Source organism: Quyinboa mangrovi, assembly GCF_042219825.1.
In the GTDB taxonomy this organism is placed as follows: Bacteria; Bacteroidota; Bacteroidia; order Bacteroidales; family UBA5342; genus JBHJHP01.
The window spans coordinates 66,512-93,447 of the sequence record NZ_JBHJHQ010000002.1 but is presented as its reverse complement, the minus strand read 5'-3'; the positions used below and the strand labels follow the sequence as shown (position 1 = coordinate 93,447).

The following is a 26,936-nucleotide window of genomic DNA, read 5'->3' as shown; positions in this document are numbered from 1 at the left end:
TCATTTAATTATTGATCTTGATAAAATTTATTCTGCTCCAATATTGGATAACCCGCATCAATTTCCTTTTGAGCTATTGGAAAGTAATGGCTCAGCGTATCTCCGTATTTAGTTAGGATATTCAACATTCTCTCAGCCGGCGCACTTACTGATACCATTGTTCTTATCAGATCCATTCGAGCATAATTATCACGTCTTGCGTTTCTTAAAATATCAAACCAGCGTTTCCCTTCAAACGCAAATTCTCTTGCTCTTTCATTTAAAATGTAATTCACTAATGCATTCTTATCTGTAGGATTTCCTTCATCGGATTCCCTGGTTGCATGGGCTCTCTTCCTTATTTCTTTTATCAAAGCCAGCGATTCACTACCTCTGTCAACCTGTGCCAACGCCTCTGCCTTAAGTAAGAGAACATCAGCATAGCGGTAAACCATAAAATTATTCGTTGCTTCTTCCCTTTCCTTTGCCTCATACTTATTGCGCCCAATATATTTCCACAACGAAAAATTTCTGGAGGATTTGTAAGAACATCCGTCACCTCTGATATCTGCGCTATCAGGACTAGCATAAATATCTACAGGAAAGTAAACCTCCATCATATCACTGTTAGCCTTCAACTGGCCAACAGTCTCAAATAAATTAAAGAATGGATTAAGCTTGTCATCAGCAAACTGTAATTCAAAAATTCCCTCACTACTGTTACCCTTCACATATAAATCTTCAAACCAGAAATCATCTCGTGGAACTAATCCATATTTTCCAGAATCGATCACCTTATCACAAGCTTCAATGCTTTGCTGGTATTGTTCAGTCCATAAATATGCATCTGCCTGAATAGCATTTACTGCATATTTTGTCATTCGCCCTTTATTCAGTGCATTTATTCCATAGTCTTCACTGATCCACTGTTCTGCCTGATTCAGATCAGCAAAAATCTGGTTAAATATTTCAGTTCTTGTACTCTTGGCTTTTCTGAATGTTTGCGCATCACTTAAAGTCGCTTCAAGCACCAGCGGAACCTCATCGAAAGCACGTACCAGGTAAAAATACATCAGGGCCCTTACGGCAAGAGCCTCACCTTTATATGCATTTAAGGCACTTTCGGTAAAAGAATCATCAATATTCAATACTTCCGGCGCTTTAGCCAATAAAACATTACAATAGTTAATAGTTGTGTAAAATGCATCCCAGTACACAACCCTATTGGTTGGCAGAATATCTCCGTTCCTTATGTAAGTGAAATTGTCGAAACTTGAACGGTAAGGGCTTATCATCTCTGCACGTAGTTCACCCCAGTAGAACATACACTCCGGAATACTGTACGAACCACCCTGTGTGTTACCCAGCATTGAGGCATAAATCCCCATCATAGCCGAATGTACATCTTCCTTGGACTGCCAGAACTCTTCAACGATAATACCGTTTTCAGGTTCTACGTATAACCAGTCTTTACAGGAACTCACCGTTAGCAAAACTGTTAATATGAGTATTATGGATTTTATTTTATTCATGATTATTGCCTTTTTATTATATCCCGTAATTTAAAATACTACATTCAGGTTAAACGTAAACTGTCTTGATACCGGTGTATTGGAATCATCATACCCTACCGTGTAAATTGTTCCATCCTTGGAATTGATATTAATCTCAGGATCCTGCCCGCTGTAATTTGTAAATGTTAGTAAATTGTTCAACGTTGCTGATACCCTCATACTCTGTGCTCCCAACTTTTTAGCAAAATCTTTTGGCAGGTTATAGGATAATGAAACGTACTTAAGCCTCAAAAATGAACCATCTTCCACATAACGGTCTGAGCCTAACCAGTTGTAACCATAACCAATTAAAGAGCGGGGAATATCTGTCTGATCACCAGGCTTTCTCCATCGTCTAAGCACTGCCTTGGTCTGGTTATCATAAGAATACATGTTTTCACCTAACATTTTTGTGCGGTTGATGATCTCATTTCCTACCCTGAAGTAGAAGTTGTACCTGAAAGAGAAATTCTTATAACCGTATTCCTGTCCAAAGCCACCAAAGAAATCCGGATTAGCATTGCCCAGAAGTACAACATCACTTGCATTGATATTACCGTCATGGTTTATGTCTTCATACATGGCGTCACCCAACTGGAATTCATAATTGACCTTGTTGAAATTATAGACCATGTTAATGGGTTTTCCGTTAGGGTCATAGATTTTATTATCGTTTTTATCACGTGCAATAAGATCATCCTGTGTCGTATAGACCCCTTTATATTTATAGCCATAAAATGCTCCTGCAGGGTTATCAATCTGAATAATATTCATATATTCTCCATTTCCCGGAGATATATTCCTAACCAAAGGGAATTTATCATTCACTTCTCTAAGAATATTATAGTTTTTAGCCACATTCATATCAAATGATATCCGCCACTTTTTATTTCTTAAAGGCCAGGATCTGAAATTAAAGTCCCATCCATAATTATCCATAGTACCCGCATTCAAGACACTGGTTGTTGCGAAGCCCGAGGATGACTGAATGGATACGTTATATGCAAACATATCCTCTGTCCGGTTCTTATAGTAGTCAAAATCTACATGCAACCTGTTTTTATACAGTTCCACAGTTGCACCGACATTCGTTGTTTTTAACTGTTCCCATTTCAGGTTAACCAGCTTCATATCTGTTGTATAAACCGCCGGATCCCCCAAATATCCCCACGCTACAGTATTGTAATTATTAAAAAACATACCTGTATTTCTTGGCGCATGTCCGTTCTCTCCGTAGCTGTACCTGATCCTCAGATCATCCAGAAATGTAAATTGTTGCATAAACTCCTCTCCCGACAAACGCCACATCAGTGAAATACTGGGGAAGGTTCCCCACCGGTTATTGGCGTCAAATCGTGAATTACCTTCCCTGCGCAACCCTGCCATAACAATATATCTGTCCAGTAAAGAATAATGCATCATAGCCGTCAAACCTAGAGACCTGTCAATTCCTTTTGTAGAGCTGTTACCTAAACCACTTCCCTGAATATTGGACTCAACGGACGGATCCTGAAATAAAGATGAAGCAGAATTAGCTGTAGTTGCATTATAGCCATAACCTATGCCTTCCGTTGTCATAGCACTCAAAGATGCTGTAATCACATGAATATCATTGAAAGTCCTGTGATAACGTGCGATGGTATTAGTAAAAATATTATAGGAATCGTTATCATAGTCACCTGCCCGGTTTACATAAGTATTAGTCCAGCTTAAACCTGTGGCAATCTGTGGCAAAAAGATCTTTACTTTATTTGAATTCACATCCAGTGAAAGATCTGATGAAATTCTCAAATATTTATTTAAATCATAATATATTCCAAACTTGGATTGAATCCTGTCATTAATCGTAGTTTTTTGACCCACCAGTGCCATTGCAACCGGATTGTATGTACTCATTGCCGATCCCTGAATATTACGTTCCGGTGAAAAATAGTTACCTGTTAAATTGCCATATACATCATATTCATAGATAGACATATTTGGCATCTTCCTATACGCAACACTTCTGATATCAGAATAATTTCCATCTGTTACACCATGGGCATATGAAAAGTCTGCTTTTAAACGTAACTTATCTGAAATAAAATAATCCAGGTTAAGGCGTGTTGTTAATCGATTAAGTCCTGTTCCGATAGTTACCCCTTGCTGTGTCTGGTAGTTAGTTGAAAATCGGTAAGTTGCCTTAGATCCACCACCATCCAGCGCAAAGTCCATATTATGAATATAGCCATTGTGCTGAATAGCATCCATCCAGTCTGTGTTCTGTCCATAATTATAGTAATAATACGGATCTGTAGGTTGATACAGGAATTCTTTATGCAGTTGAACGTCCAGCGGCACATTATTGGTATTCATAACAGCCTCTTTAATTAAAGTAGAATATTCATCTCCTGTCAAAAGCGGTAATGCTTTAATTTCAGGAATATATGTCCCTCTGTAAGTTAAACTAACTCTAGGGGGCCTGCTTCTCACTCCACGTTTTGTAGTGATGAGTAATACACCATTTGCCGCTTTGGTTCCCCACATTGCTGTTGCTGCAGCATCTTTCAGTACGGTAATTTCCTTAATATCATCCATGGAGATATTCAGCATTTGTGAATACCCCTCTTCATTTGCTGTAGCAAAATTAAAATTCGGATCTATGTTGATTTCCAAAGGTACTCCATCCACAACAATCATTGGTTTGTTATCGGCTGATAAGGTACTCACACCTCTGATTCGAATAGACATCCCCGCTCCGGGATCACCTGAGTTTGCAGCGATATCAACCCCAGCCAATCGTCCCTGGATGGCTTCATCTATTGTTGAAGCCTGTACGTTTTCAAATTCCTCTGTTGAAATTTTTGAAATCGGTATTCCCAGATCCCTGTCCGGAATACTCATCAATCCCATATCCGTTCTCTTTTCTGCAATTACGTCGACACCGGTAAGTTCCTTAGCGCTGATTTCAAGAACAATGTTGATGGTATTACGGTCATTAATATCTATAGTCTGCTGCTTGTATCCGATAAATGAGAACTGCAACCTGTCGGTTTTATCCAGTACCTCTATGACATACTCTCCATCAAAATTTGATATGGATCCTTTCCTAATACGGTTATTGGCATCAATCTCCACAACGGTTACACCAGGTACGCCATTCGGTTCATCAGTAGACGTAATTTTACCCCTGATAAGAAATCCATCCTGTGCATTTACAATCTGGGATAGAAAAGCAACCTGAAATACTATTAACAATCTGATAAATTTCATCGTATAATTAATTTTGTGGATATCTTAAATAATTATCAATTTGATGGATAACCGCTCTGTTAGCCAGAATATTACTGTAACGGCTTACCGTGTTTGCTTCCCTGGTTTGTGAATCGATGATGGTAAGATCAGTGCCATCACTGGATATTGTAACATACGTATCGCCATCGGTATTTTTATATAAAGTCACTGCACCATCCTTAAAACCTTCCTGAGGCACAATAATTCGTTTCGGTAAAATGTGATAATTTATAAATGCAGCAACCTTTTCCTGCTCTGCCTGTGTGAAGTCGGCAATTGTAATGGGTGGTAAAAATCCGTCTTCAACTGCCTGATCTATAGCTTCATTGGTTGGGATCAAAATTGTGTTATTGTTTGTATTGGCAACATCCGTAATTACCTTCGTCTCTGTATCATACAGATAGCCCTGCATAGAGGCCCCTATTTCACTTAAAGAAGTAGCAGACTTTTCCAGGTAGCGGTAAAAATTACGAAATACAGAATTACTTTCAATTTGAACGCCAATATTATCAACCGAAAATTTTAACGGAGTGGATAATTTATAAGACTGCCCATTTGAAGGCTCACTATCCACAGCTCCGGCAATTCTTGAAAGCGCAGTCCCGTTTCCACTTGCCCATACATAATCTCTACGATAACGAATATATTCTCCCCTGTCATCAATACCCGTTCGAACAATGCCCTGTCCGCTAAAGTCCACATTTTCACCTTCAATCATATGCAAATACAATAACCTTTCCAGTGCATTGGTTGCATTGTCTCCCAAAGAACCATCATAATTTTCGGTGAATTCCCAGCGATTTAGATCCCCGTTCCAGAAAAAACCCATATTTGTCATCTGGTCATTATTTATGAGAAACAGTTGAAGATCCACCTCTGTATTTTTCAACAGACTTAAAATAGTTGGGAATGAACGGATTGCCTGAAGCATGATCACATAATCCGGATTAAGATTTATATCTCCCAGTACTGTATAGTAGAGATCAGTAGCCTGAACCTTATTCACACCGTAAAACATACCGTTACTGCATACCTTTTTATCCACCACGTCTGCAGATGGATCAAACCTGGCTTCCTCACCATATATATTCTGAGCCATGTTAAATTTTGAGGGCCATACAGTAGTCAGCCATAAATGAGCATTAACAAAGTCTGCAATCTGACTGGTAGTCATCTGGTCCAGCGAAGAATAGTACTTTAAGAATTTATTATCAAAAAACTGCTGAACGGCTTCATTTGTAGGAGCAAACATGGTCCAGCCATTTTTCTGATTATCATAATCCTCACCGCCTTCACCATACCTTAGAAAGTTTTCACAGTTAGGTGCAAATGCCATACCGGAGTATCCTTTAACATAAATATTCTGTGTTGAACCTGTAGCCTGTTCATAAAGAGAAGAAACCCACGACGGTGCAATGGTGTAATTTCTTAAATATCGGTTTATAATATCCCGGAACATGCTGTATTCTTCTTTCCCTGCGAGAAATTCCTCAAGATTCTGCAGAGGACTAAGCACTTTGTCGATGACATGAATTACTCCATTCTCTGCATAAATGTCACCTTCCGTAAGATGAGCATCTACAACATTAAAACTGTCAAGTGAAACACCCGGAAAAAAGTATTCATAATCGTAATCCGAAAGATTTTGTTCTGCGAGGTAATCACGTGTAAAATATGGAATATTCTTATAATTATAATCATCTGTTGCAGAATAATTACTATTGGATTCACCACCCGCTACTGCATTAACATCCAGCACTTTCTCCATCACACCATCTACAGTATCTTCGTAAATCCATTTGTAATAATTGGTCTGTCGTTTGAATGCTTCATTTTCGATCCATAATTCCTGAGCAGATGACTGGTAGTCATCAAGCTGGTCTTCGGAATACGCATTCTGTAACAGCAGATACTGCACAATATTCCGTGCTTTCACAGAATCCAAATCGCTTACTGAGGCATAGCCGTTGGCCGCAAAATACTGGTTAAAAGCTTCATCAGTTGGTGCGAATAAAGTGAAATATCCTGCAGCACCCAACGATTTTGTATAGCCGGCTTTTTCAATACATGCCAGCAGGGAGGTAAAATTACCCCGTTGTTCCAACTGCGTTAAAATCGGTGGTTCGAGCCATTCCGGACGTTCATAGTATTTTGCCTTCCTATCTTCACATCCACTGAACAACACCAACAGATTCAAAATAATAAAAGAAAATACAAAAAACTGTTTTTTCATAAGATACTGAATTTGATATAATTACAGATATACTGCATTCGTTTTTTCAAAATTTGTAAGTTATCTGTATAAACAACAACTGATAACTACAGTTAATAATCAGCGAATAATCAAAATTATGTAATGCAGGAATGACTTACGTATCAAATCCTGCCATAATTTATCATAAACTGACAAAACAAACCAAATCCAGATGAATGTATACTGCAGTGATTACTGCAATATTTAAGAAATAACCATTTCTTATTCAGAATTGCTGGGTTGGTTTTTTTCATAATATTCCTGATCAATTTAAAAGTTAGCGATTGACATTGATCTGACTCAGTATTTTTTAATGATTAAATTTAAGAATTTTTGATTATAAAACTTAATTATTTCTTGCTTTAAATACCCTAATATTCTTATTGACAAGAAATTAAATTAACATTTTAACTCAATACAATTATCAACCAAATCATAAAAAATGCTAATTTCAAAATTATGAATGTTAACAAGCATTTACAATACACAAACTGTTCAATTATTTACACATTATGACACAATTAATAAGTGTTCACTTTACACAATCAATCAAAACTATATGAAAATAAAAATCTCTATATCAAATATTTGCAGAACAAATTATTATTTGTAAACGATTTCATACATTCAGAAAAATTCATTTTATGACTATTTACACTTATTTCAAATAAAAAATAATTTTGCCATTCAGTATGGTAATACTTTCTATCCTTTTTATATTTTTGCACAATTGACAAAACAGGTAGTACAATGTTTGAAAATTTAACAGACAGATTAGAGAAATCCTTTCAGCTTTTAAAAGGACAGGGAAAGATAACGGAAATAAATATTGCTGAAACATTAAAAGATGTCAGACGTGCATTGCTTGATGCCGACGTCAACTTTAAAACAGCAAAGACTTTCAGCAACACGGTTAAAGAAAAGGCACTTGGTCAAAACGTACTGACGGCGGTAAAACCAGGACAGATGCTGGTAAAAATCGTCCATGACGAACTGGCCGAATTAATGGGCGGCGAAAGTGTTGATATTAATATTAAAGGAAGCCCGGCTGTAATACTTATTGCCGGTTTACAAGGTTCCGGTAAAACAACATTCTCAGGTAAGCTGGCGAATCAACTTAAACGGAAAAGAGGAAAGCAACCGATGCTTGTGGCAGGAGATGTGTATCGTCCGGCTGCAATTGAACAGTTAAAAGTGTTGGGATCACAAATTGATGTACCTGTTTTTTCAAATCTTGAGAGCAAAGAACCGGTTAAAATTGCAAAAGAAGCTATCAGAGAGGCAAAAATGAAAGGCAACGATGTTGTGATCATCGATACTGCAGGACGTTTAGCCATTGATGAACAAATGATGGATGAAATTGCTGCCATTAAATCAGCCGTAAATCCACACGAAATTCTGTTTGTTGTGGATTCAATGACAGGTCAGGATGCTGTAAATACAGCAAAAGAATTTAATGACAGACTTGATTTTGATGGTGTTGTCCTAACAAAACTCGATGGTGATACCCGTGGTGGTGCCGCTCTGTCTATACGTTCTGTTGTAGATAAGCCAATAAAATTTGTTGGAATGGGAGAAAAAATGGAAGCACTTGATGTGTTCCATCCTACCCGAATGGCAGACAGAATACTTGGAATGGGTGACATAGTTTCGCTGGTTGAGAAAGCACAGGAGAACTATGATGCTGACGAGGCACGTAAGCTTCAGAAAAAGATTGCCAAGAACCAGTTTAATTTTAATGATTTTCTTTCGCAAATCAACCAAATCAAAAAAATGGGGAACCTGAAAGATCTTGCATCCATGATTCCAGGTGTCGGTAAAGCCATGAAAAATATTGACATTGACGATGACGCTTTTAAACATATTGAAGCCATTATTCATTCAATGACACCTGAAGAAAGAGAATCACCACAAATACTTAACGGAAGCAGGCGGAACAGAATCGCACATGGCTCAGGAACAAATATTCAGGAAGTCAACAAACTCATCAAACAATTTGATGAGACCCGCAAAATGATGCGTATGATGACACAAGGTAAAAATGTGTCCCGAATGATGAATTCCATGAAATTCAAATAAAAAGATTATGACATTAATTGACGGTAAAGCAACCTCAGAACAAATAAAAACCGAAATAGTCGAAGAAGTAAAAAATATGCTGGCTGCAGGACATAAAGCACCTCATCTGGCAGCAGTACTTGTTGGACATGATGGTGGCAGCGAATCTTATGTAGCTCACAAAATAAAAGATTGCGAAACGGTAGGCTTTAAGTCTTCACTTATCAGGTATGAGGATGATGTTACCGAAAATGAATTATTGGAGAAAGTTGAAGAGCTTAACAATGATCCGAATCTTGACGGATTTATAGTACAGTTACCTTTACCGGATCATATTAATGAACAAAAAATAATTGAAGCCATCAATCCAAATAAAGATGTAGACGGTTTTCATCCTGAAAATGTGGGAAGAATGGTTGTGGGTTTACCAGGCTTTGTTTCTGCAACGCCTTATGGCATTGTTGAACTTTTAAAACGTTACAAAATTGAAACTTCGGGGAAACACTGTGTTGTAATTGGAAGAAGCAATATAGTTGGCAGACCGTTAAGCATATTAATGTCTCAAAAAGAGATGAATGCTACAGTTACCGTGGTTCACAGCCGTACAGAAAAGCTTAAGGAAATTTGTGCTGATGCTGATATTTTAATTGCGGCACTTGGCAGACCCGGATTCGTTACTGCTGATATGGTAAAAGATGGAGCTACGATAATTGATGTGGGCACAACACGTGTAAAATCCGATAAAACCAAATCGGGCTGGAAACTAAAAGGAGATGTCGATTTTGAAAATGTTGCGGAGAAATGCGCATTTATCACACCTGTTCCAGGAGGTGTCGGGCCAATGACAAGAGTAGCATTGCTTAAAAACACTTTACTTGCCGCAAAAAACAGGTAGAAGATTATACAATCAAAATATACATAATAAAAAACGGGATGAAATTTCATCCCGTTTTTTATTATACTGTCAACTAAATCAATCTTCAAGATTTATAGCGTAATATGCTTTCTTGCCGTTCGGATATACACCCGAAATGAATAATCCACCTCTTACGCGTTCCATTGCAGCACTGATATCGTCTACTTCATTAATCTGACGATCATTGATTTTTGTGATGACAAATCCGTCAGAAATACCTATTTCACTGAATTTTCCATCTCCTGCATCAGTAACCTGTACGCCATGGCTTAATCCAAGTTGCTGCAACAATTTCTGATCAGCCTTTTCAAATTCAGCACCAAGAATCAGATCAGCTGATCCATTCTGTATAATACTAGTGTCACCATGCCTGTTTTTAAGCGTCACTGTGAATTCCTTCTTGGTTCCTTTCCTGTTAACATCTACCGTAATTTTATCACCCGGTCTGTACCTGCTCAACTGTTCAAGCAACTGTGATCCGGAGTTCACTTCAGCACCATTAATTCCTACAATAACGTCTCCAGCTTTAATACCGGCTTCTTTGGCACCACCATCTTCTACCAGCTCATTTACGTAAACACCTTTCATATCCAACAAGTGGTTTTCTTCGGCAAAATCAGCATCAATGTCACGCATCATCACACCAAGAAATGCCCGTTGTACTTCCCCGTATTCCATGAGATCGGCAACCACCTTCTTTACAATACTTACGGGAACCGCAAAAGAATAACCGGCATAAGCTCCTGTTGGCGAAGCAATAGCTGAATTGATCCCAACCAATTCGCCACTTGTATTCACAAGAGCTCCACCACTATTGCCGGGATTTACTGCAGCATCAGTCTGAATATACGATTCAATTCCCATGTGAGTCGCATCTCCCAATATTCCTATACCTCTGGCCTTTGCACTTACAATACCTGCAGTAACAGTTGTTGATAAATTAAATGGATTGCCTACAGCCAAAACCCACTCGCCAAGTTTCAGATTGTCAGAATTCCCAAATGGGATTGCTGGCAAATTGTCAGCATCAACTTTCAAAAGTGCAATGTCTGTTGTTGGATCCGTACCTATCAAACGGGCATCATACCTTCTTTTATCATTAAGAATAACCTCTATATTGTTTGATTTTTCAATAACATGATTGTTGGTAACAATATATCCGTCCTTACTAATTATAACGCCTGATCCTGAACCCTCAAAAATTCTTTCCTGTGGTTCATTACCGCGTAACAAATCCCATAAATCAACATAATTTGATTTATAGCTCACTTTTACCTTAACATGTACTACCGCCTGAACACTGGATTCTGCTGCCTCCGTAAAATCTGTGTTTATGGCCGGTGATGCCGGTAAAGTTGCATAGGTAGGTTTTACGGTCTGTTCAGTCTGAATAACCTGTGCCTCATGAGTATTAATGTTGGTGTAGATTAAAATGGTTAGAACAGCCGAAACCACAGCAATAGTAACTGTCCCGATTGTGTTTTTCAATGTTCGTTTCATATCGCCTTAAATTTTAAATCATTATATTTTAGAACGATATTACCAAATATCATTCCATGTTTGATCAAACGTAATGCATATTTAACAATTATTTTTAGTGCTTAACAATGCATTGTAAATGAAATGATAATTTTTACCTTTGTAAACACTGTTTGTTGGTTTATGGAATTGAATATCAGAACTAACAAACACATATTAATTTTTCTGTAAATTTTATGCAACCTAAGCAAACGAAATTCACAATGCAGATTCCAATATTCAATAAATCATTATATTTTCTGCTCCTGATGATAAGTTTGCATCTCAATGTCAGCTCACAGGCTTTTGTTATTAGCAACGATTCTATCGCTCAAAGCATAGAAAAAAACATTGATCGTTATCCTGATCAGATCCGTATCAATCTGCTTTTCAAGCTTGCTACCTATTATTACGATTCCGATCCACGAAAAACATCGGAATTTGCAGCTAAGGCCATTTTTCAAATTAAAGATTTAGAAAATGCCAGGTATGACATTATCCTTGTTCATTCTTACTGGTTATCAGGTAAAACTTACAGTAAATTAGGTTCTGAATTCGCTGCAAGTACAGCATTTCTGAATGCCTATGAAACAGCAAAAAAGACAGATAGACAAAGTCTTCAGTTATTAACATTACAGTCCCTTTCAAAAAGCCTGATCAAACAATCCAATTATTTTATGGCAATTAAATACCTGCGAAAAGCAGAAAGAATTGCCAAAACTCTTGATAATAAAAAGGTCCTTAATAATCTGGAATCTCAACTAGCCCTGTCATATATACAAATGAATCGCCCTGATTCTGCCAAATTCATCTTAAACAATTTATTTCTGGATTTAAAGGACACCACTGATTTAATCCAAAACCACATCAGTTACAGCAAAGTAAAAATACTCGAAAAAGACTATGATTTTGCCAAAAGACATCTCAATGAAGCACTAAAACTTTCATTGAGCAGAAAAAATGACAGCCTGACTTATGAATGTTATACTGATCTGGCCAGGATATCTGCACTGGGGAACAATTTTTTTGATGCTGAATTCTATTTAGGTAAAGCATATGCATTAAAAAAGAAAAATGACAACCTGTCATCATTGATTTCATCCGCAGAAATACTTGAAAAAAACAAAAACTATAAGGAAGCCAACAACTATTACAGATTATTCTACATTGCCGCAGATTCTGTTTTGAAAGAAAAAGAAAAAATTGCAACTCAGAATTTCAGCAATCAGGTTGAACTGCTCAACAGAGCCAAAGAAATAAATAGCCTCAAGCTTTTAAATGCGCAAAATGAAAAGGATATAAAAAAGACCCGAATGCTTATTATTATTAGCTCAACACTTTTTTTGCTACTTGTGGTATCCAGTTATTTCATTGTCAATTATCAACGTGAAAAACATCACAACCTGCAACTCATTATGAAGCAGAATGAGGAATTATCACTCAAAAAACATAAGGAAGACCTTCGAAAGGTTGAGCTAAGGGCTGCAATTGCGCAATTACAGGGTCAGGAAATAGAAAGAGAGCGGTTGGCAAAAGAACTTCACGATGGAGTGGGAGGAACACTTGCCGGAATAAAGATGGAACTCGAATCTGTTTTTAGTAATTCTAAATCAGATAAAAAAGCCGTCTACCTGCTAAAATCTCTTCAGGATACTTACATGGAGGTCCGGTCAATATCAAAAAATCTCTCACTGCCAAATTTTGGTTCTGAATCGTTAAATGATAACATTATGAACCTGATTCAGTTTTTTCCTGGCAAACACGATCTTGAGATCAGTTTTAATGCATTCCCGATTGAAAACTGGGATGATATTGATATTAATACACAGAAAGAAATTTACAGAATGATACAGGAAGCAATTACCAATGTGATTAAACATGCAAAAGCTACCGAATTGGATATACAGATCGTAAATGACGGAACCTCGCTTACCATGATTATTGAAGACAACGGGATAGGTTTTGACACTAATAAATTATGGTCAGGAATCGGACTCAAAAACATGCGGTCAAGGGCGACAGTTTTAAAAGGTGAACTTACAATTGAGTCCGAGCCAAACGAAGGCACAACAATAAATTTAATAATTCCCCTAAAAAAATAAATATGAAAAAAAATGTAATCGTTGTTGATGATCATCCTTTTATTCTCAGTGGTTTAGGTAGTCTGATCAGTCAGTTTGAAGATCTGATTATTATCGGCAATGCATCTAATGGTAAAGAAGCACTTGAACTCGTAAAGGATAATAAAGTAGATATTGTTTTTACAGATATCGAGATGCCGGAAATGGATGGCAATGAGCTTATAGATGTTCTGAATGAAAAATATCCGTCAGTTAAAATTATTGTCATAACAATGCATTCACACCAGTGGATGGTAAAAAAACTTCTGCGAAAAAAAATCACAGCCATACTTTCAAAATCTGCTGGGGAAGAAGACCTTAAAAAAGCACTTGAGAACCTTAATAAGGAAGAAGTCTATATTGACACCAGTATAAAAGATGTTATTATTGAAGCATTGACAAATGAGAAAAAAACAGTAGAAAATGACTCTGTTCAGTTAACAAAAAGGGAAAAACAGGTTTTGCAACTTATATACCAGGGATATTCTACAAAAGAAATTTCTGAAATGCTTAAAAAAAGTCCTAATACTGTTGAAACACACCGAAAGAATATGTTTATCAAGTGTAATGTTAAAAATATAGCCGGCCTTATAAAATTCGGGCTTGAGAAAGGATTAATAGAAATGTAACTTAAGTGTGCCATCAGGCACACTTAAGTTTATTTGATTCCCAGTTTTTTACGGATTTCCTTTGGAATAGCATCTTTATGAACTACAAAATTCATGGTCTTCAATTTTAAATATGGTTCAGACATATACAAATAACCATCGTATATATTATTTGTGTTCCACGAATTTTTTACCTTATAATACACTGTTCCGTTCTGATCTCTTACCATGCCTGTAATGTGCATACCGTGATCATCAGTTGTCTGGTAATTGTCAAATTCTTCCTGCCTTATTTCCTGTGTTATTTTTTTCTCACTGCCTGGTTTATCAAAAGTATAAAGCTTTCTGTCTCTATCATTCTGTGACATATTCTCCCATTTTGCGCGTTCCAGATCACTCATATCCTCGGTATCAGCATCAGGGATTATTGCCATTCCATTTTTAAAGCTGAATCCCTTTTCACTTGTATCTCCTCCCCACGCAATGGTGTAACCATTCTCAACAGCATACCTGCAAATCTCTGCCATTTCATTCAGTGGCACATTGTACGATGCTCCCCAAAGCCAGTTGTCCGGAATTTCGAGTATGAATTTTTCATAAAACGGATGATGGGTAAATGAGGTTATTGAGACATAATCAGAAGGATCGACATCCACATATTTATGTGTAAAATCAGTTTCATCAGTTGTTTTACCATCGTATACAAATGATTCTGGTATTTTACCGAAATAGGCATCCAGTATTCCATCTACTGCACCTTTCCATGCTGTGGAAAGTTTTTTATTTTTATTGGTTTCTATCGACTTTACAAATGATTGTAACGCACCGTTTACTTCACCATGAACATGCTTATCTTCTCCATAATTCAAACCTTTATAGGCAGATTCCGGAAATAAACCATAATGATCCAGTACCCAGAAAACATCAAAAAATGCACCTCCAGCATCAAAGTTTATAGTTCCGTGCATACGAATATATTTCTCTGCTTTATAGTCATAACATTTCCGGACAACATACATTTCTGACAGATCCAGTGTATCCCCTCCTTTTCTCAATACTTCTGATTCGATAAATGATAATCCGGAAAAACTCCAGCAGGTTCCGCTTCTGTATTGATCCTTTACAGGCGTAGCCGGTAAATCCTTAATAGTTGTAAATACATAACCTGAGTCGGTCTGTGCAGAGGCTCCTGACGCTATGAACAGCACCATAATAATTTTGACTAAATTTTTCATTCGTTGTGTTTTTAGAAGCTTCAAAAATAAAAAATACAACATAAAAAAAAGCACCCGAAGGTGCTTAAAAAGCCAATACATGACATTAATCATAATTTGGAGGCCAGTTCAACTAATCTTAAAAATTCAGCCTTATAACCATCCCTATCTGCATAATCCAGATCTGTAAGCATATTTGCTACTGTGGAAAGATCGCCTTTTTCAACATAATCCGATTTTCTCAGAATCTGACCAAACATGGCTACCGATGCTGCCATCCTGAATTCGGGGTCAGAATTTCCATCTTTTAAAATAGAATCGTCAATTCTTCCGACAATCAACTTACTCACTTCTGAATCAGGATCTTTGTATCTTATTTTCACAGTACCCAATTCATTCATGAAAGCCTTTTCCTGTTTTTCCTTTTGCCCATAGCGCAACGGATCAACCACGGGCTTACCGTCAGAGTTAACAAGAGAAATTTCATAAAGTGCGGTAACCTGTTGATCGGCCCCCATCTCGCCGGCATCCTTTTTATCGTTGTTAAAATCCTCTGCAGCCAAAGCCCTGTTGTCGTACCCAACCAACCGGTATGATGCAACCCGCGCCGGATTAAATTCAACCTGTATCTTAACATCTTTGGCGACAACAAACAAGTTTGAAGAGAATTCTTTCATCAGTATTTTGTGTGCTTCCTGCAGATTATCGACGTAACCATAATTTCCGTTTCCATTGTCAGCAATAGCTTCCATCCGGTTATCCTTTAAGTTGCCCTGACCAAAACCTAAAATGGAAATACAGATTCCTTTATCACGTTTTTCTTTTATCAACTGTTTCAGATCATCTACCGAACTTGGTCCGACATTGAAATCACCATCCGTTACCAGGATAATCCTGTTATTCCCTTCTTTTATCAAGCTTTTTTCCGCTTCACTGTAAGCCAGTTTTAGTCCCTCGGCACCGGCTGTTGATCCTCCTGAAGATAAATTATCCAATGCACGCGTAATCTGTTGTTTGTTTTTAACAGACGTAGATTCCAGAGCGACTCTTGTACTTCCGGCATAAGTCACGATAGCTACCCTGTCATCATTTCTGAGCGTCCCTAAAAATGTTTTCAGACTGGCTTTTGCCAGGGGAAGTTTATCGGGTGAACTCATAGATCCTGAAATATCAATAAGGAACACAAAATTTGATCGGGGCAACTTTTCTGTTTTAATTTCTTTAGTTTGCAAACCAACTCTTACCAGATAATGATCCGGATTCCACGGACATTTATCTGCTGCAAGTGAAACTGCCAAAGGTTCCTTATTGTCCGGTTTGGGATAGTGATATTTAAAATAATTGATCATCTCCTCTACCCTGACTGAATTTGGAGGTGGCAACATTCCATTATTAATATGTCTCCGTGTAATTGCATACGATGCCACATCAACATCCACTGAAAAAGTAGATAACGGATGTAACCTTACCGCCTTAAATCCTGATTCTTCAAACTGACTGTATTCATCTGTATTCGATTCTGAATAAACCGGAGGAACAACATAATTTATTGCCATATCATAAGCAACTGCTTCCTGTAAAACTATTTTTTGTTCCGCTCTTGATTTGGTTACTCTTTTACCTGTTGCAACACCAGTGGTTTTAGGGGTGTACAATGTATTCATGTTATCTTCCTCATAATCCAACACCTGAGCAATCGGCTTTAACTTAATGGTATTAACACCATTGGATTTAGCTGGAAATGTTAACGTTTCGAATCCATCCTTTTGCAGGGTAATTATTGAATCTGAATCGTGAAAGAGCAACTGAAATTCTCCACCTTTATCAGTATAAATCAGCTCTTTGGCGGTTGTGATTTTAACCATGAAAACCGGAGAATTATCATTCTCATTTAAAACTTTCCCTCTGATAATATTTTGTGAGAGCAAAGGGGATACGCTTAAAACTGTCAAAATAACTGCAAATAACTTTTTCATAACTCAATGATTTTTATTTTACCATTGAGACTTAAAAAATGAGATATTCCATAAATATTTTTTAAATTTACCCGGATAGTATTTGTAAACTTTTTTAAACCAGCATGTTGAACATTCTGAAAAATACAGAAAATAACGACTCATTTTTCGTGGACAGTTACCGCGAGTCGGGAGATTCTGCTTTTCTTGGTCAGCTTTTCGACAGGTATATACATCTGGTTTACGGCTTATGCCTTAAATATCTTAAAAACCGCGAAGACAGTCAGGATGCAACCATGGAGATTTATGAAAAAGTTGCAAATGAATTGCGAAAAAGCGAAGTAAAACATTTTAAAAGCTGGTTATACATTGTTTCACGGAATCATTGCCTTTCCATTTTGAAGAAAAAACAGCAGTTGTCTGAAGTTGAGTTAATTTCTGAAAAAAGTTATTCCGAAATTGTGGAATTTGAAGATTTTTTTACTCATATAAACAAGGATGATTTTGAAAAGAACAAGGAAGGTCAGCTATACAAATGCATTGAGAATTTGAAGGAATTTCAGAAGGACAGCATAACACTGTTTTACTTCAAGGAAAAATGTTACAAGGAAATTGCTGACATATTGAATACATCTATTAAAAAGGTTAAAAGTTATTTACAGAACGGGAAACGAAATTTGAAGCGTTGTTTGGAAATTAATGAAGAAGCAGCATAGTCATAGTAAAAACAGGCTTACCTGGCAGATTCTGAGGGATTATTTTACTAATAGTCTCTCCTCAGGAGAAATGCATGAGGTTGAGAAAAAGGTTATGCATGATCCGTTCAGTAACGATGCGTTTGATGGATTGGAGAACTTTGCACCGGCATCTCTCGATAATGATATATCAAATTTAAAAGCACGATTAATCCGCAAAAGTGGTTTTGATGCAAACAAAAAACAGGTTTCATACGGTTTACTGATCCGTGTTGCAGCTGTTCTGATCCTGTTATTTGCTGCATCCGGTGTTGTAATTTACCTTACTCGTTCTTCTGATACTATCATGCCTTCAAAAGTTGCCCAGAGCACAAAAAAATTGGTTCAGGAAGAACCAAAACCATTATTTGGCAATGATATGGATACGGTAGTGCAAGAAATGGAGGATTCCGAAAATCTAGCCGAAGTTAAGGTTAACATTCCTGTCCAAACAACCCGCAGAGAAACGAGAAGAACTGAATCAGATGCAATGGAAGAACTGGAACCTAAGAAGGCATCCGCCACATTGAATTTAAAGGAAAAATCAAATTTAGAATCCGGTACTGTTTTGGAGATAAATGACGAGAGTGAAATGCAGCCAACACAAGTTACATCCGGCAACGCTCAGTCAAAGCCCATTTCACAACAGAACGATGTAGGATCAACAAAATTAGCTACAGATGCTGTAGAATTAAAAGAACCGCTATCTGATAAAGCGTCAGGTGTTAAGTCTGACAGCAATATGGCAAAAAAAGCTTCGAATGAAGTAATGAACCGTACTGTTCAAAGTGCTGTTGCTGCCAAACCTCCAACGGATCTGGATAATTACAAAGGCAAAATTTTCCGAAAAATCATGGAAGAGGAACCCGATGCAATGGGAGAGTTTGAAGTTTGGTTCACAATAAATGAGGAAGGAGAATTATCAGATTTTGAAGTCACAAAAAGTATAAACAGAAGAACAGACAGAAAAATTATTAAAGAGTTGAAAAATAGTGGAAACTGGACCCCTGCTTATATTTCAAGTGAGCCTACAACGTCCAGAGCTTCCATTCAATTAATATTTTAACAAATCAGATATGGCTAAAATCAGAGACTTAAAAAAAGATGTTAATTTCCTAACATCAGAAGTGATATCTCAGGCATTTTTTGTACAATATCTTTTCCCTGAAACCAGGGAAGAAAAGCTCAGTGCGGTTATTGAAAAAGCTGTACTTTTAAGAAATAATACCATAAAATCAATCAACGGCTACAAAAAGGAAGGTAAAGCCAAAGCTTTCTACAGAGAAATTCAGGAGAAATTTGTAAAGGAAGTCTTTGAATTATTTGATGCATTGAATAAACTTAAAAAATAGGTTAATTATGATCATTTCACATGATCATAATTCTCTGAACTGCTTCATGCTTGCTGTTTCTGACTTTCAGAAGATATAAACCAGCGTTATATTTTCGAAATTCGATACTGGTATTCGATGTTCCTGCCTGTAAATAGCAATTCTTCATTTCATCCACTTTAGCGCCCTCAATGGTAAATAATTGCATTGTTACCATCCCTTCTTCAGACTGAAAGACTTCAACTTCGAAACCGGAATTAACCGGATTTGGAAAAACTTTGAAATTGAGATTCATTGACGGGCAGTAGATTTCATGATTCCCCGTAACTTCGCCAGTCTGAATCTTCATAAATTCACTGCTGTCCAAAACAGCATGGGTTATTCTTATACGTTGAATTATACCGTTAAAGTAATTTACCTTATTCATCCGCATTCCAACAGACATCTTTGTCGCATCTGAAAATGGCAACAGTAAATGATCCCAATCTGCCTCAAGCTCTTTTTTGTAATTGACGTAAGTTTCAAAATGCCCGTTATTGTATATAATCGCCATATGCTGCCAACCATTAAGAAGATGCGTAAGTCCCTGTTCCATTAAGCCCAGCGAGTTAGCATCGGCCCTTAGAAAACCGTCAAAATACCATTCATGATTATTATTCAGTCTCAGTTCCATCGTGATGCGCCTGTTGCTGTTATTGGCATCTTCAATGTGAAAATATCGTGGTTCGGCATTAGCCGGATAAACATCATTTGGCTTTACAATTGTTTCAATGGTAAATACCTGGCTACTGCCAATTGGATTGTTAAAAATATATATGCCATCTCCCTCACCGTCAAATGCAGTTCCTTTTCCAATCTCTGTTTCCACAATCTGAGGATTCCCAAAAACCTGAATATCATAACCATTTAATGCATTCAGATTATCCAAAACAAATGTTTCATTCTCTTCCAGTATTTCTCCTGAATAAAGAAACTGACTGCTGTCCAAGGCCACATCCGCAAACCGGATTTCCCGTACAGCTCCGGTCATGTAATTTGTCTGATTCATTCTTGCACCTACCGAAACCGCTCCGTCTTCTGGTTTGACCCAATCCAGATAACCGGTATTTTCTCCTTTATAGTTAATATACTGGATAAACTTTTTATCCTTATACACAACTGCCGCGTGATACCACCGGTCTGCTTTATGTAATTTCACAGGATCCATCAAATGAATATTCTGGCTCTCACCACTCCCGGTTTGAATATAATTCTCCATGTACCACATACTGTCATTTTCAAACTGAATCTCAAACAAAATTCTTATATCCGGACTGGCCTGCATATGGACAAACTTTTGCTCCTCAATTCCACCTCTGTCTATCCTGAAAACAACTTCAAACGTAAACTCATCCATTCCAATCAGGGGATTAGCATCAACAACAATGCGATCTTCAACCCCATCAAACAAAACCGCTTGTGCAGTATTTATTGAAATGAGTTCAGGATTACCTTCCGGAGTCACAGAAACACCGCCAACAGTAGAAAGATTATCAAACTTCCAGGTCACATAATTTATACCTGATGAACTGGACGTGAATAAAGAGAGGTATAGTACTAATACAAAAAATACCTTAAGCAGATTTGAAATCATAACAGAGGTAGATTGAAAATAAAGTTATACAGTTCAAAACTAATTAAATTTTACGAAATTGAATAGATAGTTTTCTAACTGGCATCTGCTTAATGATGCAAAAACCTAATTCTAAATTTGTTCATTTGAGAAAAAAGGATTTATTTAACTAATATTTTTATCGTGCTTGAATTTCCATCCAACTTATGAATAAAATATTATAGCTATGAAAAAGATTATTGTGATACTATTATTGTTGTTGTTAGTAAATAATATCCAGAGTCAGGAAAAGTCAGTTAATGCATTTGATGAAGAATTTATTGACTGGTATAATAAAGATTACCAAACGGATAAAATTTTAGGGACAAGTGTTGATCTTTTATACAAAACCAAATTAAAGACAGTCATACCCAAAGATACTATCATTGTTGCGGTAATTGACGGAGGTGTGGATATTAATCACGAGGATTTAACAGGTAAAATATGGATCAATACTGATGAGATACCTGATAATCAAATTGACGATGATGAGAACGGTTATACAGATGATGTTTACGGTTGGAATTTTATAGGCAATGAAAAAGGAGAAAACATCAACTTTGAAAACTTTGAATATACAAGAATAATCAAGAACAAACAGAACAAAAAATATAGTGAAGCTTTGGAACTCTATGAAAAAGAATTAACTAAAAGAAGGGAAGACAGTGCGTTAATTATAAAATTCGATAAATCATATAATCTGGCAAAAAAGGTCATATTTGATAATACAGGCATCCGGGTTAAAACCAAATCCGATCTTAAAAAAATTGTCTCCTATGACCAAAGAGTAAATGGTGCTAAAAAGTTTCTTAAAAAATTATATTCAAAAGGATTTAATGAAAAGGAGCTGGAAAACCTTAAAATAAGGAATCACGAATTTCTGGCCTATTTCCTTAATACAGATTTTAATCCTAGGGAAATAATCAATGATAATCCAAACAACTTTGATATTAAGAACTATGGGAACAATAACGTAACAGGGCCAAAATCTGACCATGGAACCTCTGTTGCTGGAATTATCGCTGCGAACAGAGATAACAGAATAGGTATCAATGGAATTGCTTCCTGTGTAAAAATAATGAGTTTAAGAGTTGTACCAAATGGTGATGAGCGGGATAAAGATATTGCATTGGCAATTATTTATGCAGTAGATAATGGAGCCCGGATCATAAATATGAGTTTTGGTAAAAAAATATCACCAAATAAGGAATTGGTTGACCATGCTGTAAAATACGCTGAAAACCATAATGTATTGATCATTCATGCCGCAGGAAATTACGGTATTGATATTGACAAAAACAGAACCTATCCTTGCGACAGCTATATGGATAGCACCGTAGCTAAAAACTGGATTAATGTAGGTGCATCTAATATGTTTTGTAAGAAAGATCTGGCAGCAGAATTTTCGAACTTCGGAAAAGAAAATGTTGATCTTTTTGCACCAGGTATCAATCTGGTATCATTGGATTCAGCAGGATTATATAATCTGCACGACGGAACCAGTGTATCGGCTCCCGTTGTGACAGGGATAGCTGCATTAATATTATCGTATTTCCCTGAACTGACTTTTCAGGAACTCATAGAAGTATTAGAGGACGGATGTTTTGATATTAAAAAACCCAGAAAAGTCATAAAGCCAGGACTGGAAAACAAAAAAAAGGAAAAAGTTGCATTTAGTGAACTATCCAAGTTTGGAGGTATCGTCAATGCATACAGTTCTTATTTATCAGCAGAAAAGCTAATGAATAACAAACATACTGCAACATCAAGTCAGATGTGAAACTAAATCCACACCAATAAAAATGTTTAGTGAATTCATTCTGTTAATATAATCGTAATTTACCCATTCAGATAAAAACATCTAAAACTGAGGGGTATAATAAAATTGGATATTATGAAAAGGAGTATAATATTATTAATAGGAATACTTGTTGGAGTTAACTTACTTGCAGAAAATTATCCATACAGAAGCAATGTTTTATGGGTTACCACTCCGGATCATGATAATTGGATATATAAATTAAACGAGACGGCAAAAGTCACTATATCTCTTTACGAATACGGCATCCCTGTGAATGATAAAGAAATAAGGTACAGCATTGGTCCCGAATTGTTGGCGGCAGAAAAAAGCGGTACGATTACATTAAAAAACGGTCAGGCAGTATTGTCCATTGGCACCATGAAAGAACCCGGATTCAGAGATTGTAGGCTGGAAACCACTTTAAACGGTGTAACATACAAACACCATGTAAAAGTTGGTTTTGAACCTGATAAACTCAAACCTTATACAACGTTTCCCGATGATTTTTCTGCGTTTTGGGACGAAGCCAAAACAAAAGCAGCTAAATGTCCTGAAAAAAATGAAAAAACTTTTGTTCCGGAATTTTCAAGTGATAAAGTGGATTGCTATCTGGTGAAACTGCAGGTTTATAAAAAAGATCATTATGTATATGGTTATCTGACTATTCCTAGGAAAGAAGGTAAATTTCCGGTTGTATTTTCACCTCCCGGAGCAGGAATCAAACCGATGGATCCGATGAAGCATATCTTTTATGCTGAGGAAGGCTTTATTCGATTTGATATGGAGATCCATGGTATCAGACCTGATCTTGATACAGATACATATAAAGAGATCAGCAGGGCTTTTGGGAAAGGCAATAACAGCTATCTCGTAAATGGCCTTGACGACAAGAACTCCTATTATATGAAAAAAGTTTATATGGCATGCATTAGGGCCCTTGACTTTCTGACATCCCTGCCCGAATGGGACGGTAAAAACCTGATAGCTCAGGGCGGAAGTCAGGGTGGAGCTCTATCACTGATTACAACAGGACTGGATTCACGTATTACAGCCTGCGCAGCCAATCATCCGGCTTTGAGCGATATGATTGGCTATAAATATGGTCGCGCAGGAGGTTATCCGCATCTATTTACGAAATTCTCAGGCATGGACACTCCGGCCAAACTAAACACGCTTAAATATTACGATGTGGTCAATTTTGCCAGATTAATCAGGGTTCCGGTTTTTATGACATGGGGATATAACGATAATACCTGTCCTCCAACAACCAGCTACTGTGTCTATAATTCAATTACTTCCCAAAAAGAAGCATTAATTACACCAGTTAATGAACATTGGGTTTCAACAGAAACAAGGCATGTTATTCTTGACTGGATTAAAAACAATCTGAAATAGATTTATTCCAGATCAAGATCGAACATTTTACGTAAAAGGTTCAGATCAGGATTTTTGCTGATCATCCGCTGAAGCTTTTCTGAATTGGTGAAAAACTTTTTCTCCTCCACTGTTTCATCTACAGTTATAACCAAACGAATATCATCATTTTTCAGTTTTGACCTCAAATGATCCATAATCAGGCTTTGTTCCTCCACAATTCTTTTTTCCTGAATATTATTGTGAACCGTTAGCTTAATCGACACTTCATCAGAAGACAGGGCAGGTTGATGCGACTTAAGTGTTTCTGCCAAATGCACCTTATCTTCAGCGATCTCGGAGATCATATTGTTCCACTCCTTCAATAAAGACTCCTCAGTAAATTTTTGCCTCATTTTTGAAGTTGATTCACCTGAAGAACTTACCGATTCATTCCCGTCCTGGGATGCATTACCTTTAATGGATATTCCGATAGAACCTAAACCGCTAACGCTTTTGACCTTTTTAGGAATTTGTTTTTGTGGCTGAACTGAATCAGGTTTTTCAGAAACAGATTGATAGGTAGTTTCAACTTCTGACTTTTCCTTTTCTACTTTTGCAGGTTTCTGCTTAGGCTCCTCAGCATTAATGGGAGCCAGAATTTTTTCATCAACCTGTTCAGTTATTTTTTTTTTGGTTGGCTAACTGAGCCAACTTAATCAGGGTTAATTCAACCAATAACCGCTTATTTTTACTTAACCTGTAATTCAGATCGCATTCGTTAGACAATTCCAATGCTTTGTAGAGAAAAACCTGATCACAATTTTTAGCTTGTGTTATATACTTCTCTTTTATCGCATCACCTACCTCAAGTAAAGCTACTGTTTGTGTATCCCTGCATACCAGTAAGTCCCTGAAATGCGAACTTAATCCGTTAATAAAGTGACTGGCATCGAATCCTTTATTCAATATTTCATTAAAAATCAAAAGCGACTGGGAAACATTTCCGGAAAGAAAATGGTCTACAAGCTTGAAATAATAATCATAATCCAGAACATTCAGGTTTTCAATGACCTTCTCATACGTCACAGTGGTTCCGCTGAAATTTACAACCTGATCAAAAATTGAAAGCGCATCACGCATACCTCCGTCTGCTTTTTGAGCAATCACAGACAGTGCTTCAGGTTCAACTGTTACATTTTCCTTTTCAGCGACATATTCCAGATGATCTATGGCATCCTTTACACTGATACGGTTAAAATCGAAAATCTGACACCGGGATAATATTGTCGGGATAATCTTATGTTTTTCTGTAGTGGCCAAAATAAATATGGCATGCTTAGGCGGCTCTTCAAGTGTTTTTAAAAACGCATTAAAAGCCTGCTGCGACAACATATGTACCTCATCAATGATGTAAATACTGTATTTCCCGATTTGCGGTGGGATCCTCACTTTTTCAGTCAGAAGCCGAATATCATCAGTGGAATTATTCGAGGCTGCATCAAGCTCATGTATATTGTAGGAACGATTCTCACTGAATGCTTTACATGATTCACACTCGCCACAGGCTTCAATATCCTGAGTTGGATGAAAGCAGTTTAACGTTTTGGCAAGAATACGGGCACAGGTTGTTTTACCAACACCTCTGGGTCCACAAAACAGGTAGGCATGCGCAATGTGTCCTGTTTTTATGGCATTCTTTAATGTCCCCGTAATGGACTTCTGTCCAACCACGGTATCAAAACTCAGTGGTCTGTATTTTCGTGCCGATACTACAAAATTATCCATTTATTGTGCTGCTTTGTGCAAATATAATTAATTTTAAAAGTGTGTCCCTTTGAGTTCATGAATAGTTATTCACATTTAAAGAAACATTTTGGTATAAATTTTGCATACATTACGAAAAATCTAGAGCCATGTTACAGAAAAGTATTTTGTTCATTTTTGCATTATTGATCTCAGTACCGGGTTTTTCCCAAAACGATGAAAAAGTATATAATGCATCCGAAGTCACTGTACTTCCAATATTTGCGCAGGGGAAGATGAGTCTTGCCGATTTCCTCAAGTTTTATCAGCAGTATCCTGAGCAGGCCAGAGAAAAAAATGTCACTGGTACTGTTGAAGTCTCACTCATTGTTTCATCTGATGGTGAAATTCTTAATTCTTCCATTTCAAAAGGGGTTGAAGAATCTCTGGATAAAGAAGCATTGCGTCTGGTTGATCTTATGCCTGAATTTTCTCCCGCCGAAATAAACGGAAAACCTGTCAATTGTAAGATTAATATTGATATCCCTTTCCAAAGTACAGCTACAGCAACAATGATGCAGCCGGTTACAAAAAATACTGCTGTTCAGGATCAAACCGCTGAAACAGTGCAAAAGGAAGCCAAATCTGCTGTGCCTGTAAAAAAGAATCCACTGTATGTAATTGATGGTAAAATTGTGAATGAGGACATGAAAGTCAACGCAGACAATATCGAATCAGTGCGCGTTATCAAAGGTAAAAAGGCAATAGAAAAATATGGCCAGAGAGCCGCTGATGGCGTAATAATATTTACAACAAAGAACTTTACAAATAATTAAGCACATACTGCTCTAAATGCAAAAAAGTGCTGAAGA

19 protein-coding genes are annotated in these 26,936 nt (G+C 37.0%); 10 read left to right on the top strand and 9 right to left on the bottom strand.

All coding sequences use genetic code 11. From position 1 onward, the window contains the following. Positions 1–8: 8 nt before the first annotated feature. From ACE1ET_RS03780 to ACE1ET_RS03770, 3 genes are read right to left on the bottom strand one after another with little or no spacing between them, the layout of a single operon-like run. Positions 9–1,511: a RagB/SusD family nutrient uptake outer membrane protein gene (locus tag ACE1ET_RS03780; RefSeq protein WP_375727029.1), complete on the bottom strand. Its 1,503-nt coding sequence runs from the start codon at positions 1,509–1,511 to the stop codon at positions 9–11. 30 nt (positions 1,512–1,541) lie between these two features. Beyond that, the gene (locus ACE1ET_RS03775) at positions 1,542–4,784 is read right to left on the bottom strand and encodes a SusC/RagA family TonB-linked outer membrane protein (protein WP_375727028.1); all 3,243 of its coding nucleotides are present in this window, start codon (positions 4,782–4,784) and stop codon (positions 1,542–1,544) included. Between the two features lie 7 nt (positions 4,785–4,791). Next, positions 4,792–7,038 carry a fasciclin domain-containing protein gene (locus tag ACE1ET_RS03770; RefSeq protein ID WP_375727027.1) on the bottom strand — a complete coding sequence of 749 codons (2,247 nt, stop codon included), beginning with the start codon at positions 7,036–7,038 and terminating at the stop codon, positions 4,792–4,794. A gap of 771 nt (positions 7,039–7,809) precedes the next feature. Here ACE1ET_RS03770 and ffh point away from each other — a divergent pair. Together ffh and ACE1ET_RS03760 are read left to right on the top strand one after the other, a co-directional pair. Continuing rightward, positions 7,810–9,138 (top strand): signal recognition particle protein, encoded by a 1,329-nt coding sequence (ffh, locus tag ACE1ET_RS03765; RefSeq protein WP_375727026.1) that lies wholly within the window; start codon positions 7,810–7,812, stop codon positions 9,136–9,138. A 7-nt stretch (positions 9,139–9,145) separates the two neighbouring features. Further along, a complete protein-coding gene (locus ACE1ET_RS03760; RefSeq protein WP_375727025.1) occupies positions 9,146–10,012 on the top strand; it encodes a bifunctional 5,10-methylenetetrahydrofolate dehydrogenase/5,10-methenyltetrahydrofolate cyclohydrolase in 867 nt (288 codons plus the stop codon). A gap of 78 nt (positions 10,013–10,090) precedes the next feature. Here the strand turns inward: ACE1ET_RS03760 and ACE1ET_RS03755 are convergent, their stop codons facing one another. Further along, positions 10,091–11,533 (bottom strand): trypsin-like peptidase domain-containing protein, encoded by a 1,443-nt coding sequence (locus ACE1ET_RS03755; RefSeq protein WP_375727024.1) that lies wholly within the window; start codon positions 11,531–11,533, stop codon positions 10,091–10,093. Between the two features lie 242 nt (positions 11,534–11,775). Here ACE1ET_RS03755 and ACE1ET_RS03750 point away from each other — a divergent pair, with 242 nt between their 5' ends. Continuing rightward, complete coding sequence (locus tag ACE1ET_RS03750) at positions 11,776–13,653, top strand: tetratricopeptide repeat-containing sensor histidine kinase (RefSeq protein WP_375727023.1); 1,878 nt, start codon at positions 11,776–11,778, stop codon at positions 13,651–13,653. 2 nt (positions 13,654–13,655) lie between these two features. Then, a complete protein-coding gene (locus ACE1ET_RS03745) occupies positions 13,656–14,300 on the top strand; it encodes a response regulator (protein ID WP_375727022.1) in 645 nt (214 codons plus the stop codon). 29 nt (positions 14,301–14,329) lie between these two features. Here the strand turns inward: ACE1ET_RS03745 and ACE1ET_RS03740 are convergent, their stop codons facing one another. Further along, positions 14,330–15,514, bottom strand: a complete 1,185-nt coding sequence (locus ACE1ET_RS03740; protein ID WP_375727021.1) for a C1 family peptidase — start codon at positions 15,512–15,514, stop codon at positions 14,330–14,332. A gap of 89 nt (positions 15,515–15,603) precedes the next feature. After that, on the bottom strand, positions 15,604–17,469 hold the full coding sequence (locus ACE1ET_RS03735) for a vWA domain-containing protein (protein WP_375727020.1): 1,866 nt from the start codon (positions 17,467–17,469) through the stop codon (positions 15,604–15,606). Positions 17,470–17,573: 104 nt separating this feature from the next. Between ACE1ET_RS03735 and ACE1ET_RS03730 the strand changes: the two genes are divergently transcribed. Genes ACE1ET_RS03730 through ACE1ET_RS03720 form a run of 3 tightly spaced genes read left to right on the top strand, consistent with a single transcriptional unit; the run spans position 17,574 to position 19,534 of the window. Then, positions 17,574–18,164 carry an RNA polymerase sigma factor gene (locus ACE1ET_RS03730; protein WP_375727019.1) on the top strand — a complete coding sequence of 197 codons (591 nt, stop codon included), beginning with the start codon at positions 17,574–17,576 and terminating at the stop codon, positions 18,162–18,164. Continuing rightward, positions 18,148–19,248 carry a hypothetical protein gene (locus ACE1ET_RS03725; RefSeq protein ID WP_375727018.1) on the top strand — a complete coding sequence of 367 codons (1,101 nt, stop codon included), beginning with the start codon at positions 18,148–18,150 and terminating at the stop codon, positions 19,246–19,248. Before ACE1ET_RS03730 ends, ACE1ET_RS03725 begins: the two co-directional genes overlap by 17 nt. Positions 19,249–19,258: 10 nt before the next feature. Continuing rightward, positions 19,259–19,534: a hypothetical protein gene (locus tag ACE1ET_RS03720; RefSeq protein WP_375727017.1), complete on the top strand. Its 276-nt coding sequence runs from the start codon at positions 19,259–19,261 to the stop codon at positions 19,532–19,534. A gap of 16 nt (positions 19,535–19,550) precedes the next feature. On the opposite strand, the gene ACE1ET_RS03715 is transcribed toward ACE1ET_RS03720, so the two are convergent. Beyond that, positions 19,551–21,146, bottom strand: a complete 1,596-nt coding sequence (locus ACE1ET_RS03715; RefSeq protein ID WP_375727016.1) for a LamG-like jellyroll fold domain-containing protein — start codon at positions 21,144–21,146, stop codon at positions 19,551–19,553. A gap of 205 nt (positions 21,147–21,351) precedes the next feature. On the opposite strand from ACE1ET_RS03715, the gene ACE1ET_RS03710 reads away from it, so the two are divergent. Together ACE1ET_RS03710 and ACE1ET_RS03705 are read left to right on the top strand one after the other, a co-directional pair. Then, positions 21,352–22,944, top strand: coding sequence for a S8 family serine peptidase (locus ACE1ET_RS03710; RefSeq protein WP_375727015.1), 1,593 nt, complete (start codon positions 21,352–21,354; stop codon positions 22,942–22,944). Positions 22,945–23,058: 114 nt separating this feature from the next. Continuing rightward, the gene (locus ACE1ET_RS03705; protein WP_375727014.1) at positions 23,059–24,360 is read left to right on the top strand and encodes an acetylxylan esterase; all 1,302 of its coding nucleotides are present in this window, start codon (positions 23,059–23,061) and stop codon (positions 24,358–24,360) included. Positions 24,361–24,362: 2 nt separating this feature from the next. Here the strand turns inward: ACE1ET_RS03705 and ACE1ET_RS03700 are convergent, their stop codons facing one another. Further along, entirely contained in the window at positions 24,363–24,734 is a 372-nt protein-coding gene (locus ACE1ET_RS03700) for a hypothetical protein (protein WP_375727013.1), read from the bottom strand. Between the two features lie 262 nt (positions 24,735–24,996). After that, positions 24,997–26,106, bottom strand: a complete 1,110-nt coding sequence (locus ACE1ET_RS03695; protein ID WP_375727012.1) for a DNA polymerase III subunit gamma/tau — start codon at positions 26,104–26,106, stop codon at positions 24,997–24,999. A gap of 128 nt (positions 26,107–26,234) precedes the next feature. Between ACE1ET_RS03695 and ACE1ET_RS03690 the strand changes: the two genes are divergently transcribed. Continuing rightward, positions 26,235–26,900 carry an energy transducer TonB gene (locus ACE1ET_RS03690; protein WP_375727011.1) on the top strand — a complete coding sequence of 222 codons (666 nt, stop codon included), beginning with the start codon at positions 26,235–26,237 and terminating at the stop codon, positions 26,898–26,900. The last annotated feature ends 36 nt before the right edge of the window (positions 26,901–26,936 follow it).

Bases quoted from the DNA above. Each gene is read 5' to 3' on its own strand.
- ACE1ET_RS03780 (WP_375727029.1), bottom strand. From the start codon at position 1,511: ATGAATAAAATAAAATCCATAATACTCATATTAACAGTTTTGCTAACG.
- ACE1ET_RS03775 (WP_375727028.1), bottom strand. From the start codon at position 4,784: ATGAAATTTATCAGATTGTTAATAGTATTTCAGGTTGCTTTTCTATCC.
- ACE1ET_RS03770 (WP_375727027.1), bottom strand. From the start codon at position 7,038: ATGAAAAAACAGTTTTTTGTATTTTCTTTTATTATTTTGAATCTGTTG.
- ffh (WP_375727026.1), top strand. From the start codon at position 7,810: ATGTTTGAAAATTTAACAGACAGATTAGAGAAATCCTTTCAGCTTTTA.
- ACE1ET_RS03760 (WP_375727025.1), top strand. From the start codon at position 9,146: ATGACATTAATTGACGGTAAAGCAACCTCAGAACAAATAAAAACCGAA.
- ACE1ET_RS03755 (WP_375727024.1), bottom strand. From the start codon at position 11,533: ATGAAACGAACATTGAAAAACACAATCGGGACAGTTACTATTGCTGTG.
- ACE1ET_RS03750 (WP_375727023.1), top strand. From the start codon at position 11,776: ATGCAGATTCCAATATTCAATAAATCATTATATTTTCTGCTCCTGATG.
- ACE1ET_RS03745 (WP_375727022.1), top strand. From the start codon at position 13,656: ATGAAAAAAAATGTAATCGTTGTTGATGATCATCCTTTTATTCTCAGT.
- ACE1ET_RS03740 (WP_375727021.1), bottom strand. From the start codon at position 15,514: ATGAAAAATTTAGTCAAAATTATTATGGTGCTGTTCATAGCGTCAGGA.
- ACE1ET_RS03735 (WP_375727020.1), bottom strand. From the start codon at position 17,469: ATGAAAAAGTTATTTGCAGTTATTTTGACAGTTTTAAGCGTATCCCCT.
- ACE1ET_RS03730 (WP_375727019.1), top strand. From the start codon at position 17,574: ATGTTGAACATTCTGAAAAATACAGAAAATAACGACTCATTTTTCGTG.
- ACE1ET_RS03725 (WP_375727018.1), top strand. From the start codon at position 18,148: ATGAAGAAGCAGCATAGTCATAGTAAAAACAGGCTTACCTGGCAGATT.
- ACE1ET_RS03720 (WP_375727017.1), top strand. From the start codon at position 19,259: ATGGCTAAAATCAGAGACTTAAAAAAAGATGTTAATTTCCTAACATCA.
- ACE1ET_RS03715 (WP_375727016.1), bottom strand. From the start codon at position 21,146: ATGATTTCAAATCTGCTTAAGGTATTTTTTGTATTAGTACTATACCTC.
- ACE1ET_RS03710 (WP_375727015.1), top strand. From the start codon at position 21,352: ATGAAAAAGATTATTGTGATACTATTATTGTTGTTGTTAGTAAATAAT.
- ACE1ET_RS03705 (WP_375727014.1), top strand. From the start codon at position 23,059: ATGAAAAGGAGTATAATATTATTAATAGGAATACTTGTTGGAGTTAAC.
- ACE1ET_RS03700 (WP_375727013.1), bottom strand. From the start codon at position 24,734: ATGAGGCAAAAATTTACTGAGGAGTCTTTATTGAAGGAGTGGAACAAT.
- ACE1ET_RS03695 (WP_375727012.1), bottom strand. From the start codon at position 26,106: ATGGATAATTTTGTAGTATCGGCACGAAAATACAGACCACTGAGTTTT.
- ACE1ET_RS03690 (WP_375727011.1), top strand. From the start codon at position 26,235: ATGTTACAGAAAAGTATTTTGTTCATTTTTGCATTATTGATCTCAGTA.